Below are 12,824 nucleotides of genomic sequence, written 5' to 3' on the forward strand. Positions count from 1 at the left end.
GCAAGGGTAACGCCAAATTTCGGCGCTTACCCGCAGGAACCCACATAGCCGCAGGCGGTGCAGAAATTGCATCCGTCCTTGCGGATCATGGCGTGTGCGCCGCAGTCGGGACACTTTTGACCACGGACCTGGCCACTGATGGCGGACTGGCTTTTGGGCGCTGACGCCGGCGAGGCGCTGGTGCTGGGCGTGGGCTGCGGCAGGCCCCGGTTGGCAATGATGCTCTGGATGGCATAGGCCAGCAGCGCGACCTCACTGTCATGCCACAGGGGGATGCGGGCTCCGTCATCACGCGTCTTGTAGCCATAGCGCACGGGGCCGCGGTCCCAGGCGACCTTGCGCAGGTCGGCCAGTGCCTTGTCCAGAAAGCCGCCGCGCGCGGCCAGGCTCAGGCTGCGCATGGTGGCCGTGATCCACTGCTGGCTCTCTCCCGTCTGGCCCACGGGCATGAAAAACTCTATGGGACGCTCCACACCATCGACCACCATGAAGCTGACCACCAGATACAGTCGCCTCACACCGTCATGGGTGAAATATTCGATCTTGTCGACCACGGCGTTGAGCGGCCCCTCGGGCCGGCGTTCGATCACGGTGTCCATCCCCGATCCCGCTGTATTGCCAGCTGGCGCTACGGGTGGCTCCACGGCCAGCACCGCGCCCAGCGTGTCGTTGGGGCGGTAGGTGGCGCAGCCCTTGAGTCCAGCTTCCCAGCATTCCATGTAAAGGTTCTTGAAGTCCTCGAATGGATAGTCGGCCGGGATGTTGACGGTCTTGGAGATCGATGTGTCGATATACGGCTGCACGCAGCGCATCATGGCCACATGCTCGCTGGCACTCATATCGAGCGCGCTGACGAAATAGTCAGGCAGCGGCGCTGCTTCGCCATGCAAGGATCGGTAAAGCCGGTAGGCATGGTCTTCGACGGTATAGAACTGTTCGCCGCCGTTGGCCGTGCGTTTTTTGCGCGTATAGGTCCACGAAAAAGGTGGCTCGATACCGTTGGATGCGTTGTCGGCAAAGGCCAGGGACACCGTGCCCGTGGGTGCGATGGACAGCAGATGGCTGTTGCGCAGGCCGTGCTTTTTGATGGCTGCGCGCAAATCCTTGGGCAGGCGTTTGGCAAAGCCGCTTTGCAGATATTGCTTGGCCTTGAAGAGAGGGAAGGCTCCTTTTTCCTGCGCCAGCGCAACCGATGCGCCGTAGGCCGCATCGCGCATGGTGCGGGCTATGGCTTCGGCTTGTCCCAGGCCCTCATCGCTGGCGTAGCGCAGACCCAGCAGGATCAAGGCATCGCCCAGGCCCGTGAAGCCCACGCCGATACGGCGCTTTTGCCGCGCTTCATGCTGCTGCTCGGGCAGCGGCCAGACGGTGGCGTCCAGCACATTGTCCAGTAGCCTCACCTGGATGGCGACGGCGGCGCTGAAGGCTTCCAGGTCGAAGCTCGCTTGCGGCGTGAAGGGTTCACGCACAAAGCGGGTGAGGATGATGGGGCCCAGATCGCAGCAGCCATACGGCGGCAGCGGCTGCTCGCCGCAGGGGTTGGTGGCGGCAATCTGCTCGGCATACCAGAGGTTGTTGTCGGCGTTGATATTGTCCAGAAACAGAATGCCGGGCTCTGCGAAGTCATAGGCCGACTGCATGATGGTGTTCCACAGCGTGCGTGCCGTTGTGCTTCGGTAGACCCAGAGCCCGTCGTCACGGCGATGGGCGCCGGCCTCAATCTGCGCATCGCCGGGGCGGGCGATATGCACCAGATCCCAGCCGGCATCGTCCTTGACGGCCTGCATGAAGGCGCTGCTGACGCCCACCGAGACATTGAAATTGTTCCAGCGGCCCTTTTGCCGCTTGGCCGTGATGAACTCCAGCACATCGGGGTGGTCTATGCGCAGCACGCCCATCTGGGCGCCGCGCCGCGCGCCGGCCGACTCCACCGTGGTGCACGATGCATCGAACACATCGATGAAAGAGCAGGGGCCCGAAGCATGCGAGAGCGTGCCCCGCACTAGCGCGCCACGTGGGCGCAGGTTGGAGAAGTCATAGCCCACGCCGCCGCCGCGGCGCATGGTTTCGGCCGCCTGCGACAGCGCGGTGTAGATGCCGGGGTTGCCCTGGGCGTCAAAGCCGTTGGTGGCGTCGGCCACGGGCTGGACAAAACAGTTGATCAGCGTGGCCTTGGTATCCAGTCCAGCGGCCGCCATGATGCGGCCCGCGCCAATGGCACCGCGCTGCAGATTGGCCAGAAACTGCTGCTCCCAGTGCTTTTGCAGCTCGGGTTTTTCTACTGCTGCCAGAGCCCGCGCCACGCGGGCAAACAGCTCTTGCTCCGACTGCTCGCCAGCGGCCAGATATTTTTCGGCCAGCACATCCAGGCTGATGGCCTGGGCAGGGAGTGTGTTCATGGCATGCCTCACGCAAATTTCATACTGGCTTTGTAGCGCAGACAGCTGGAATGTGCTGTGACGTAGCGCAACATCGACGCCGGAGCAGCTGCAGTAACCCCAGGCGCCTCATGTCGATTAGAGTGTGCTGACCACCTGTTCCATGCTTTGAAAGGCTCTGCGTCATGACAGTCAAAGTCTTGTGCTTCGGCATCTCGCTCGACGGTTACTCCGCCGGGCCGCGCCAGGATCTGGAGAACCCGCTGGGCGTCGGCGGCGCTGCACTCATGGAATGGTTCTTCCCCACCCAGGTCTTTCAGCGGATGCATGGGGGCGGCCATGGCGGTGAAACCGGCATGGACAACCGGATGGCCGAGCGCTCCTTCGACAACATCGGCGCCTGGATTCTGGGGCGCAATATGTTCGGCCCGGTGCGCGGCCCCTGGCCCGACGAAAACTGGAAGGGCTGGTGGGGCGATGAGCCTCCCTATCACGTTCCGACATTCGTGCTGACCCACCATGCCAGACCCATGCTGCGCATGCAGGGGGGCACGGACTTCCACTTCGTCACCGAGGGTGCGATGTCTGCGCTGGCGCAGGCCAGGGCTGCTGCGGGCGGGCGTGATATCCGCATCGGCGGCGGCACCGCCACGGTGCGCCAGTTTCTGCAGGCCGGGCTGGTCGATGAGCTGCATCTTGCCGTGCGCCCGGTATTGCTGGGCGAGGGCGAAAATCTCTGGCAAGGCCTCGATATGCGTGCCCTGGGCTATGAGGTGGCCGAGGTCATACAGGGCGAGCGTGCCACGCATGTCATGGTGCGCAAATCGAAACAGGGCTGACTCTCAAAAAAATAGCTGCAAGCGCTTGACGGGCAAGCGCTGCAGCTGTTTTTCGTGAAAGAAAATTACAGCTTCTTGACCAGCACCTGGCTCTTGCGGCTCCAGTTGTACTTGGCCTTGCGCGCTTCAGGCAGCCATTCGGGGTCCACGGGCTGAAAGCCGCGCTTGATGAACCAGTGCATGGTGCGCGTGGTCAGCACGAACATGCTCTCGCAACCCAGGGCGCGCGCGCGCTGCTCTATGCGCTTGAGCAGTTTTTCGCCGTCGCCCGTGCCCTGGCTTTTGGGCGAGACGGTCACGGCCGCCATTTCGGCGGTCTTGGCTTCAAGATAGGGGTGCAGGGCCGCGCAGCCGAAGATCACGCCGTCGTGCTCGATCACCGTATAGCTAGCGATGTCGCGCTCGATCTCGGTGCGGTCGCGCTTGACCAGCGTGCCGTCACGCTCGAAGGGTTCGATCAGCTGGATGATGCCGCCCACGTCGTCAATCGTGGCCTCGCGCAGCTCCTCGAGCTTTTCATCGATGATCATGGTGCCTATGCCGTCGTGCACATAGATTTCCAGCAGCAGTGCGCCGTCGGTGGAAAACGGCAGGATATGGCTGCGCTCCACGCCGTGCTCGCAGGCGCGCACGCAGTGCTGCAGGTAAAAGCCCACATCGGTAGGCTGCTGCGCCGGGGGGAGCTGGGTCAGCAGGCGGCGGGCCGCATCCAGCGGCAGCTCGGTGTCGATGGGGTTGTTTTCGTCGGGTGCGCCCGTGGGGTCCATGCGGATGCCAGGCACCTCGGTCAGGAACAGCAGCTTGTCGGCCTTGAGCTCGATGGCCACGCGGGTCGCCACTTCTTCCATGCTGAGATTGAAGGCTTCGCCCGTGGGCGAGAAACCGAAGGGCGAGACCAGCACCATGGCTTCGGAGTCCAGTGCGCTGCGAATGCCTTCCACGTCCACCTTGCGCACCAGACCCGAGTGCATGAAGTCCACGCCGTCGACAATGCCCACGGGGCGGGCCGTGAGGAAGTTGCCCGAGATCACGCGCACGCGCGCACCGGCCATGGGTGTGTTGGGCAGGCCCTGGCTGAAGGCGGCTTCGATCTCGTAACGCAGCTGGCCGGCCGCTTCCTGGGCGCAGTCCAGGGCGATGGAGTCGGTCACGCGCATGCCGTTGTAGTAGCGCGGCTCCTGGCCCTTGAGGCGCAATTGCTCGTTGACCTGGGGGCGGAAACCGTGCACCAGCACGATCTTCACGCCCATGGCCTGGATCATGGCCAGATCCTGCACGATGGAGCCGAGCTTGCCGGCATCGATGGCTTCACCGGTCAGGCCCACCACAAAGGTCTGGTGTCGGAACTTGTGGATATAGGGGGCCACGGACCGGAACCAGGGGACAAAGGTGAAGTTGAAAACGGTGGACATGACGGTGCGCGGAGACCTCGAAAAGCGGTAAAAAAGCCCGCGCTCCAATTTTCGTGGTCACGCAGGCCTGCGGCGCAAAGTGTAGCGGCTACTTGCGTCTCTCGCCCGCTTGCAGCAAGGATTTGTGTGCGCAGATCGCGCAGTCTGTGGTGTCGGAGATGCAGTGCTTTGAAAAAAATAGCGCATTGCGCTCACTGCAGGCTTGTTTGAAGCGTAAACAATCTTCAAAGCTATACATATAGAGCGCAGTCAGCTTTAATATTGATAGCATCAATGGCAAATCAGCAACTGTAGCTGGCTTGAGGCCGCTGGTCGGTGACCATGCCCGTGGATAATGATTTTTCATCAAATAGTGCGGTCCATACAGCGCAGCTTGTTGCAGGTGATATGCCTGCACGGCTGAAATGCATGGCCTGCCGGGCCCGGCCATTTCTGATTTTTTCTATTCAAGCGAATCTGTGGCTTGCATAAGTCTTATATGAAATTCAGCTGCTTCCCCTTGACCATGAGCCTGCTGATGGCGACGGCGGCGTTATCCGCCCAGGCCCAGGCGCAGACCACTGCGGCAGGCAGTTCAATGAGCTTCGAGCAGGCCCGCGCGGCGCTGCTCGAACGCTCCGAGCAGATGGCCGCCTCGGCCAAGGCCGTGGACAGCGCCCGCCTGCGCCGCGAGGGCATGCAGGGGCTGGGCGGCCCGTCGGTGGCCATCACCGGCATGGGCTACCGTTATTCGGCCAATGTCGACCTGGACCTCGACCCGGCGCGCCGCGCCCTGGGCAATGGCATCTCGCACCTGCCGCCGCAGCTGGGCGGCGCCGTGGGGCAACTGCCCAGCCTGCCGGCCAATTACGACCTGCAGCGCAAGAGCAATGTGGCCTCGGCCAGCCTCTCGGCCGTGTGGCCCATCTATATGGGCGGCCTGGGCGATGCGGTGCGCGGCGAACTTGACGCCATGACCGATGAAGCGCTGGCCGATGCCGCCACCAGCGCCGATCAGCTCAACACCTTGCTGGTGCAGCGCTATTTCACCACCCAGCTGGCCGAGCGTGCCGCGGCCTTGCGCCGCCGGGCGCTGGAGGGCGTGCGCGCCCATGACGACGCGGCCCAGCGCATGCTCAAGGCCGGCGTGATCGCCCAGGTCGAGCGGCTGCAGGCCAGCGCGGCCCTGGCCGATGCCCAGCAGCAGGCGCGCAAGGCCGACGACGATGCGCGCCTGGCACGCAGCGCCTTGCTGCGTACGGTACATGCAGCCGGCGGCGTGCGCCCCAGTTCCCCCTTGTTCGTCAGCAGCGAGGCCTTGCCGCCGCTGCAGCAATTCCTGGACGCGGCCCAGAGCCGCCATCCGGGCCTGAGCAAGGTGGCGGCCAAGCGCCGCCAGGCCGAGTCGCTGCACGATGCCACCGAGGCGTTGCGCAAGCCCCAGGTGCTGGCTTTTGGCATGCGTGAGGTCAATACCTCGGGCAAGCCCAACTGGGTGGCCGGCGTGGCCGTGCGCTGGACGCTGTGGGACAGCATAGACCGCGACAAGCTTGCGGCCGCCGGCCAGCGCAAGGTGGAGCAGGCCGAACTCACCGACGCCCAGGTGCGCTCCGACATCGCGCTGCTGGTGGAGAAAAACTGGCTTGCCGTGGAGCAGTCCCGCACCCGGTATCTGTCCGGCCAGGCCCAGGAGGATCTGGCGCGCGAGCTGCTGCGGCTGCGCGCGGCCGGCCTCAAGGAGGGCACCAGCACGGCGCTGGAGCTGATCGACGCCCAGCTCAACCTGGCCAAGGTGCAGACCGAACGCGCCGTGGCCGCCAACCAGTATGTGCAGGCGCTGGCCGCCTTGCTTGAAAGCACGGGACAGACCGACGATTTCACCCGCTACATGGCCCGTGCCGATATCCAGATCAAAGCAGACGCTCCATGAATACACCCGTACCGACCCCGCCACCCTCCAGCCCCAGCCCTGAAGTGCCGAAGCAGGCCAGGCGCCTGCCTGTGGCCGCGCTGATCGCCGCGGCCGCCGTGCTGATCTTCATCATCTGGGGCTTCTGGCGCGCCGCCCAGCCCGCGGCCCCGTATTTCCAGGGGCAGATGGAAGCGCGCGAGGCCGATATCGCGCCCAAGGTCACGGCCCGCATCTCCAAGGTGTATGTGAGCGAGGGTCAGATCATCCAGTCCGGCGACCTGCTGGTGGAAATGGACAGTCCCGAGGTGCAGGCCAAGCTGGCCCAGGCCCAGGCGGCCCGCGATGCGGCCCAGGCCGTGGCCGCCAAGGCCAGCAACGGAGCCCGGCCCGAGGAGGTGCAGATGGCCCGCCTGACCTGGCAGCGCGCCCAGGCGGCGGCCGAGCTGGCCAGAACCTCGTACGACCGCGTGCAGAGCCTGTTCAATCAAGGGCTGGTTTCGGCCCAGAAGCGCGACGAGGCCCAGACCAACTGGCGCGCCTCGGATGCCCAGGCACGGGCTGCCAAGGCACAGTACGACATGGCGGCCAGCGGTGCGCGCGCGGAGGACAGGACCGCCGCTGCCGCCCAGGCGCGCCAGGTCGAGGGCGTGGTGGCCGAGGTCAAGGCCGCAGAAGCCGAAACTCAGCTGCGCAGCCCCGTGGGCGGCGAGGTGGCGAATGTGCTGGCCAAGCAGGGCGAGCTGTCGCCCCAGGGCGTTTCGGTGGTCACCGTGGTGGACCTGAACGACCAATGGGTGGTGCTCAATGTGCGCGAGGACCAGCTGCAGCGCTTTGCGATGAAGAGCCGCTTCACGGGCCGGCTGCCGGCGCTGGACAACCGTGAGGCCGAGTTCGAGGTGTACTTCCTCGGCGTGCTGCCCGACTTCGCCACCTGGCGCACCACGCGCGGCAGCCAGGGCTTCGATGCGCGTACCTTCGAAGTGCGGGCGCGGCCAGCCAAGCCTATCGAGGGCGTGCGCCCCGGCATGAGCGTCATTGTCGAGGGTGGTGCGTGAGTCCCTTTGCCGCCAGCCTGCGCCGCGAATGGGGGCGGCTGCGGGCCAGCCCCTGGGACTGGGCCATGGTCAGCTGGCTGCCCATGCTGGCCCTGGGCCTGATGTGCTGGATTTTTTCGGCCGGCCAGCCTTACCGGCTGCCTATCGCCGTCTGGAACGAAGATCCTTCCTCGCTGTCTCGCCAGCTGGTGCGCATGCTGGCAGCCACACCGGGGCTGGAAGTGCGCCAGATCGTGCTCAACCGTGGCGAGGCCGCCGATGCGCTGCAGCGCATGGACGTCTATGGCGTGGTGCATATTCCGCCAGACCTGGCGCGTGACGTGAAGCATGGTGCGGGCGGCGCCATCACGCTGCTGCACAACGCACAACTGGCCACCGCATCGAGCCTGCTGCAGCGCGATGTGCGCCAGGTGGTGGGCACGCTGTCGGCCGGTGTTGAAATGCAGGTTGCGGCCAAGCGCGGCTCGCCCCACCAGGCGCTGCGCGTGCAAATGGAGCCCATCAAGACCCAGCTGGTGGCGCTGTTCAATGTCTCCACCAATTACGAGCAGTTCCTGGCCGCCACGCTGGTGCCCGCGCTAATCCATATCCTGGCCATGACGGCCGGTGCCTGGTCCGTGGGCCGCGAGCTGCGCGAGCACACCTTGGGTGAGTGGCTGAGCCCGGATGGACAGTCCGCGAGTCTGGCCAGAGTGGCGGCGGCCCTGTTGGGCAAGCTGCTGCTGCCGGCCGTGCTGCTCTGGGGCAGCGGCATGGCGGCTTTGCTGTATTTGGCGCAACTGCGTGGCTGGAGCGTGGCCGGCAGCATGGCATGGATTGGCGTGGGGCTGGCGGCCCTGGTGGTGCTGAGCCTGGCGGCGGGGGCCGCGCTGGCGGGCGTCACGCTTTCGCTGCGCACGGCGCTATCGGGCACGGGCCTGCTGTCGGCCCCGGCCTTCGCATTCAGCGGCGTGGGCTTTCCGCTGCTGGCCATGACGGGCAGCGCGCGCGGCTGGGCCCTGGCCATGCCGTACACCCATTACGCAAGGCTGCAGATCGAGCAGTGGCAGATGGGCGCACCCGTGGCTCAGACCCTGCCCGTGGTCGGCGGCCTACTGCTGGCCACTTTGGTGCTGCTGGCGCTGGCCGCTGCGGGACTGCTGCGCGGTCTGCAACGGCCCGACAAATGGGGAGGGCGCTGAGCCATGGACGCCCAAACCGGTTTTTTGCGCCTGTGGCTGGACAGCCTGGTGGCGATGCTGCGCGACAAGGGCGCGGTCCTGCTGCTGCTGGGGGCGCCCGTGCTCTACGGCTTTTTCTACCCCTGGTTCTACAGTTCCGAAGTGGTGCAGCGCGTGCCCGTGGCCGTGGTCGTGCAGGACAGCTCGGGCCTGGCCCGGCAGATGTTGCGCTTTGCCCAGGCCAGCCCGCGCATCCATCCGCAGCTGGTCACGGCCGATGAAGGCGAAGCGCGCGCGGCCGTGCTGCGCGGCGAGGTCATGGGCTATGCGCTGCTGCCGCGCGATCTCAAGCGCGATGTGCTGCGCCGCGCGAATGTGGTGATTCCCGTCTACGCCAATGGCGCCTATCCCTTGGTCAGCAAGCAGGTGCAATACGGTTTTGCCGAGGCTTTCGGCACCGTCTCGGCCGGCGTGGAGATCAAGCGTCTGCAGGCCGGTGGGCAGAGCGCGCCGCAGGCGGCCGTGAGCCGCTCGCCCGTGAACGCCCAGGCCGTGGCCCTGTTCAACCCCACCGAGGGCTATGGCAGCTTTGTGGTGGCGGCCGTGTCCGTGCTGATTCTGCAGCAGACCCTGCTGATGGGCAGTGCGCTGCTGGTCGGTACCTGGCGCGAGCAAGGTGCCGACCGCGTTGGCTCGCGCCAATGGCTGGCGCGGCTTTTGGCACTGTGCGTACCGGGCTGGCTGGCCGGGCTGTTCTATTTCGGCTGGATCTTCATCTGGCAGGACTTTCCGCACGGCGGTAACCCCTGGGGCGCGCTGGCGCTGCTGGCCTGCTTTGTGCCGGCCGTCGTGGGCTGCGCCTGCCTGCTGGGCTGGTGGCTGGCCGATCGCGAGCGGGCCCTGCAGGTGGTGCTGTTTTCCTCGATTCCACTGGCCTTTCTGGGCGGCTTCACCTGGCCCGTCGAGGCCTTGCCCGAGCCGCTGCAGTGGCTGCGCTGGCTCTCGCCGAGCACGGCCGGCATACAGGCCTCGCTGCGCTATAACCAGCTGGGCGCACCCCTGGTCGCTGCCCTGCCGCATCTGGCCTGGTTGGCCTGTATGGCGCTGACCAGCTGGCTGGCCGTGCTGTGGCTGGGGCGTCAGCCGCAGATTCCAAGGGGCTAGGGATCAGATCGGCGCAAGACCCTGGTTGGGCTTGCGCTGGTAGCTATGAATTTCATGCCGATACCATCTTCTGGCGACGCGCCTGCAGGCCCAGCATCAGCAGCACCACGGCCACCAGGGGCAGCATGCCGTAGTTGATGCCGTTCCAGCCGGCCGTATGCAGCAACTCGCCCGAGCCGAACGAGGCCACGGCCACGGTGCCGAATACCAGAAAATCGTTGAAGGCCTGGACCTTGGCGCGTTCGGCCGGGCGGTAGCACTCGGTCAGCAGGGCCGTGGCGCCGATGAAGCCGAAGTTCCAGCCCACGCCCAGCAGAATCAGCGCGCCCCAGAAGTGCAGCAGCTCCAGACCCAGCAGGGCCAGGCCGCCGGCCATGGCAATCATGATCAGCCCAAGAGCCGTGATGCGGCGCTTGCCGAAGTGCGCAATCAGCCGGCCCGTGACGAAGCTGGGCGCGAACATGGCCAGCACATGCCACTGTATGCCCAGCGCGGCTTCGCCCACGCTGTGGCCGCAGCCCACCATGGCCATGGGCGCGGCCGTCATCAGAAAGGCCATGAGGCCGTAGCTCACCACGCCGGCTGCGGCTGCCACAACAAACTGCGGCGAGCGTGCGATCTCCTTGAGCGGCCGCGCATCGCCGGCCACGGCTCTGGATTGGGGCGGCGGCAGGCGCAGGCCCATGAGCAGCGGCAGGGCCAGCAGGGCGAGCGCCGCCTGGCTGTAGAAGCTGCCAGCGAACGGTGTGGCGGGCAGGGCGTCGCGTGTCCAGATCACCACCTGCGGGCCGATGATGGCCGCAATCAGTCCGCCGACCATGACCCGCGAGATCGCCTTGGCCTGCTGCGCAGGCTCGTCCACCAGATCGGTGGCCGCAAAGCGGTAGCTCTGCACGCAGGCCGCATAGAACCCGGCCAGTGCCGTGCCTATGCAGAAAGTCACGAAATCGGAATGCGCAATGCCCTGGGCCGCGATGACGCCCGATACCACCCCCAGCAGCGCACCCAGCACATAGGCCTGGCGCCGGCCCAGGCGGTTCATGAGCCAGGCCGCGGGCAGGGTGGACAGGGCCAGGCCCAGCTGGTAGATGCTGACCGGCAGTGTGGACGCCGTGGGATTGCTCGACAGCTGCTGGCCGACCAGGCCGCCCAGCGAGATGATGATGGGCGGGGATGCGCCTCCCAGGGACTGGGCCGCAACCAGCAGGCCCATATTGCGGCGGGTGTTGTTATCTGTGCTCATGAAGTCGCCAAAATGCATTGCCAGCGGCAAGATTGGGCTATCTTGCCGCAAGCATATTGGCTTTGCATTAAGAGCCGCCAACAGCGCCCGGCAAATCTTTGATTTGTAGTTGAGACCAGGCACGAGGCCACAGGCAGTGCAGAGGCGTAGGACAAGGCAAAGCAATGACGTATAAGGGCGGTGGCAGCGGGTCCAGGGGCTGCCAACAGCCTGTTCCATCCCTAACCAAGCTCCGGCTTAGCTCGACTGAAGAACTCTATGTGGTTGCGAAAATTACTTCTCCTGTGTGGCCTGGCTTTGGGCCTGCAGAACATGGGCTGCGCATGGGCGGCGGGAAGGGCCGGCCATCAGCCAAGGCCCGAACTGTTCGAGGTCGTAAGCTGGGAGGCGGCCTATGGGGGGCGTATTGCCGGCAAACCGGTAAAGGTCACGCTCTGGCGGCTGGGCGGTGCTGTCATGGGAAATTACTGCTACGAGCCTTGTAATCCCAAGCGCAACGGCATTCGGCTTGAAGGTCTGGCCAATGGACAGGTGACGGAAACGCCTATCGATTTACCCAAGGGCCAGACCGAGGCAATGCCTTCCGGGCGTTGGCGCATAGGGCAATTGCCGGGACTTGCGCCACAGCAGATCAAGGGGCAATGGCAATCCATGGATGGCAAAAAGCAGTGGCCCCTGGAGCTGATCCTGGAGCCTTCGTCATTTGCCCATGCGGTCGATCAGGAGGTGCGCCTGATGATGAACCAGCGCATAGCCTCTCCCAAGGACTGCGATACGGACAGCAATCTGCAGGTATCGGCGCTGCGCATTTATCGACAAGGAAAGCTTCAGCAGTCGCTGAGTACCGCGGCCTGGGGAAGCTGTCTTTTTGTGCAGCCGCGTTGGGTGGATGCCAATTTCGATGGCTGGCCCGATCTGAGTCAGGCGCTGGAACTGCCTGCAGGCCCCAATATTGGCTACGCGACCTGGCTTTATGACTCCGCACAGGGCAAGCTGGTGCCAGGGCCCAAGGATCTGCAGGAAATCACCTCTCCCGTGTTCGATGGCCAGGCCCAGCGTATTTACAGCCAGTGGCGCGCGAGTTGCTGCAGCCATGGCATCGGTATCTACGCCTGGAAGAACGGCAAGCCGCAGCTCGTTGAGCAAGCCGAGAGTTATGTGATGCCTGTACGCCAGGGCGGCAAGCTCATGGGCTGCTACATCATGCCGGAGTACAAGAGCGGCCATGTCGTATGGCCTGATGCGCTGTATCGCAACAGCGACGGGCTGGCCATGGGCAAGCCGCCTGCCGAAGACTGGTGTGATCTGGAAGTGTCCTCCTCTTTGTCCCAGGCACAGCTGCAGGTATTCGCTCCGCAGCAAGACGGGCAAAAAGCCAGACAGCTGTCTGTCTATGGCATGGGCCGAGTGGAAGTGCAGACGCCCGAAGGCGCGCGCTACTGCCCTGATCTGATGGTGTTCGACACTGATGCACGCAAGCTGGTGCGTATCCAGTTGACCGAGAATGCGGCTCAATCTTGCGAAACAGAGAAGCCCGGCCAGTAGGTATGAAACTTGGTTCAAGACCAATGTCGAGCAGCGCTGGGTGCTGCTGGTCACAAAATGTCGTTGAGGCGCCCGATCATCAACGGGGTGGGTGCCTATCCACTCTTCAACGGGCCAGGCCGATCATGGCGACCGCT

Annotated in this window: 10 protein-coding genes; 6 read left to right on the forward strand and 4 right to left on the reverse strand. The window is 64.9% G+C overall.

Features of this window, described 5'->3' with window-relative positions:
- Positions 1-26: 26 nt before the first annotated feature.
- Positions 27-2,399 carry an adenosylcobalamin-dependent ribonucleoside-diphosphate reductase gene (locus QMY55_RS10515; protein WP_283488531.1) on the reverse strand — a complete coding sequence of 791 codons (2,373 nt, stop codon included), beginning with the start codon at positions 2,397-2,399 and terminating at the stop codon, positions 27-29.
- 164 nt (positions 2,400-2,563) lie between these two features.
- On the opposite strand from QMY55_RS10515, the gene QMY55_RS10520 reads away from it, so the two are divergent.
- Complete coding sequence (locus tag QMY55_RS10520; RefSeq protein WP_283488532.1) at positions 2,564-3,217, forward strand: dihydrofolate reductase family protein; 654 nt, start codon at positions 2,564-2,566, stop codon at positions 3,215-3,217.
- Positions 3,218-3,282: 65 nt separating this feature from the next.
- On the opposite strand, the gene argA is transcribed toward QMY55_RS10520, so the two are convergent.
- Together argA and QMY55_RS10530 are read right to left on the reverse strand one after the other, a co-directional pair.
- Complete coding sequence (argA, locus tag QMY55_RS10525; RefSeq protein WP_283488533.1) at positions 3,283-4,629, reverse strand: amino-acid N-acetyltransferase; 1,347 nt, start codon at positions 4,627-4,629, stop codon at positions 3,283-3,285.
- Positions 4,630-4,717: 88 nt separating this feature from the next.
- Positions 4,718-5,026: a hypothetical protein gene (locus QMY55_RS10530; RefSeq protein WP_283488534.1), complete on the reverse strand. Its 309-nt coding sequence runs from the start codon at positions 5,024-5,026 to the stop codon at positions 4,718-4,720.
- 120 nt (positions 5,027-5,146) lie between these two features.
- Between QMY55_RS10530 and QMY55_RS10535 the strand changes: the two genes are divergently transcribed.
- From QMY55_RS10535 to QMY55_RS10550, 4 genes are read left to right on the forward strand one after another with little or no spacing between them, the layout of a single operon-like run.
- The gene (locus QMY55_RS10535; RefSeq protein WP_283488930.1) at positions 5,147-6,538 is read left to right on the forward strand and encodes a TolC family protein; all 1,392 of its coding nucleotides are present in this window, start codon (positions 5,147-5,149) and stop codon (positions 6,536-6,538) included.
- A complete protein-coding gene (locus QMY55_RS10540; RefSeq protein ID WP_283488535.1) occupies positions 6,535-7,575 on the forward strand; it encodes an HlyD family secretion protein in 1,041 nt (346 codons plus the stop codon). The genes QMY55_RS10535 and QMY55_RS10540 overlap by 4 nt, the downstream gene beginning before the upstream one ends.
- Positions 7,572-8,756: an ABC transporter permease gene (locus QMY55_RS10545; RefSeq protein WP_283488536.1), complete on the forward strand. Its 1,185-nt coding sequence runs from the start codon at positions 7,572-7,574 to the stop codon at positions 8,754-8,756. The genes QMY55_RS10540 and QMY55_RS10545 overlap by 4 nt, the downstream gene beginning before the upstream one ends.
- 54 nt (positions 8,757-8,810) lie before the next feature.
- On the forward strand, positions 8,811-9,899 hold the full coding sequence (locus QMY55_RS10550; protein ID WP_407650691.1) for an ABC transporter permease: 1,089 nt from the start codon (positions 8,811-8,813) through the stop codon (positions 9,897-9,899).
- A 52-nt stretch (positions 9,900-9,951) separates the two neighbouring features.
- Here the strand turns inward: QMY55_RS10550 and QMY55_RS10555 are convergent, their stop codons facing one another.
- Entirely contained in the window at positions 9,952-11,142 is a 1,191-nt protein-coding gene (locus QMY55_RS10555) for an MFS transporter (protein ID WP_283488538.1), read from the reverse strand.
- A gap of 258 nt (positions 11,143-11,400) precedes the next feature.
- On the opposite strand from QMY55_RS10555, the gene QMY55_RS10560 reads away from it, so the two are divergent.
- On the forward strand, positions 11,401-12,687 hold the full coding sequence (locus QMY55_RS10560) for an XAC2610-related protein (RefSeq protein ID WP_283488539.1): 1,287 nt from the start codon (positions 11,401-11,403) through the stop codon (positions 12,685-12,687).
- Positions 12,688-12,824 lie beyond the last annotated feature (137 nt).

It is taken from the genome of Comamonas resistens (assembly GCF_030064165.1).
Classification (GTDB): Bacteria; Pseudomonadota; Gammaproteobacteria; order Burkholderiales; family Burkholderiaceae_C; genus Comamonas; species Comamonas resistens.

Coding starts and splice junctions, on each gene's coding strand:
- QMY55_RS10520 (WP_283488532.1), top strand. CDS start 2,564: ATGACAGTCAAAGTCTTGTGCTTCGGCATCTCGCTCGACGGTTACTCC.
- QMY55_RS10550 (WP_407650691.1), top strand. CDS start 8,811: ATGCTGCGCGACAAGGGCGCGGTCCTGCTGCTGCTGGGGGCGCCCGTG.
- QMY55_RS10535 (WP_283488930.1), top strand. CDS start 5,147: ATGGCGACGGCGGCGTTATCCGCCCAGGCCCAGGCGCAGACCACTGCG.
- QMY55_RS10560 (WP_283488539.1), top strand. CDS start 11,401: ATGTGGTTGCGAAAATTACTTCTCCTGTGTGGCCTGGCTTTGGGCCTG.
- argA (WP_283488533.1), bottom strand. CDS start 4,629: ATGTCCACCGTTTTCAACTTCACCTTTGTCCCCTGGTTCCGGTCCGTG.
- QMY55_RS10555 (WP_283488538.1), bottom strand. CDS start 11,142: ATGAGCACAGATAACAACACCCGCCGCAATATGGGCCTGCTGGTTGCG.
- QMY55_RS10540 (WP_283488535.1), top strand. CDS start 6,535: ATGAATACACCCGTACCGACCCCGCCACCCTCCAGCCCCAGCCCTGAA.
- QMY55_RS10515 (WP_283488531.1), bottom strand. CDS start 2,399: ATGAACACACTCCCTGCCCAGGCCATCAGCCTGGATGTGCTGGCCGAA.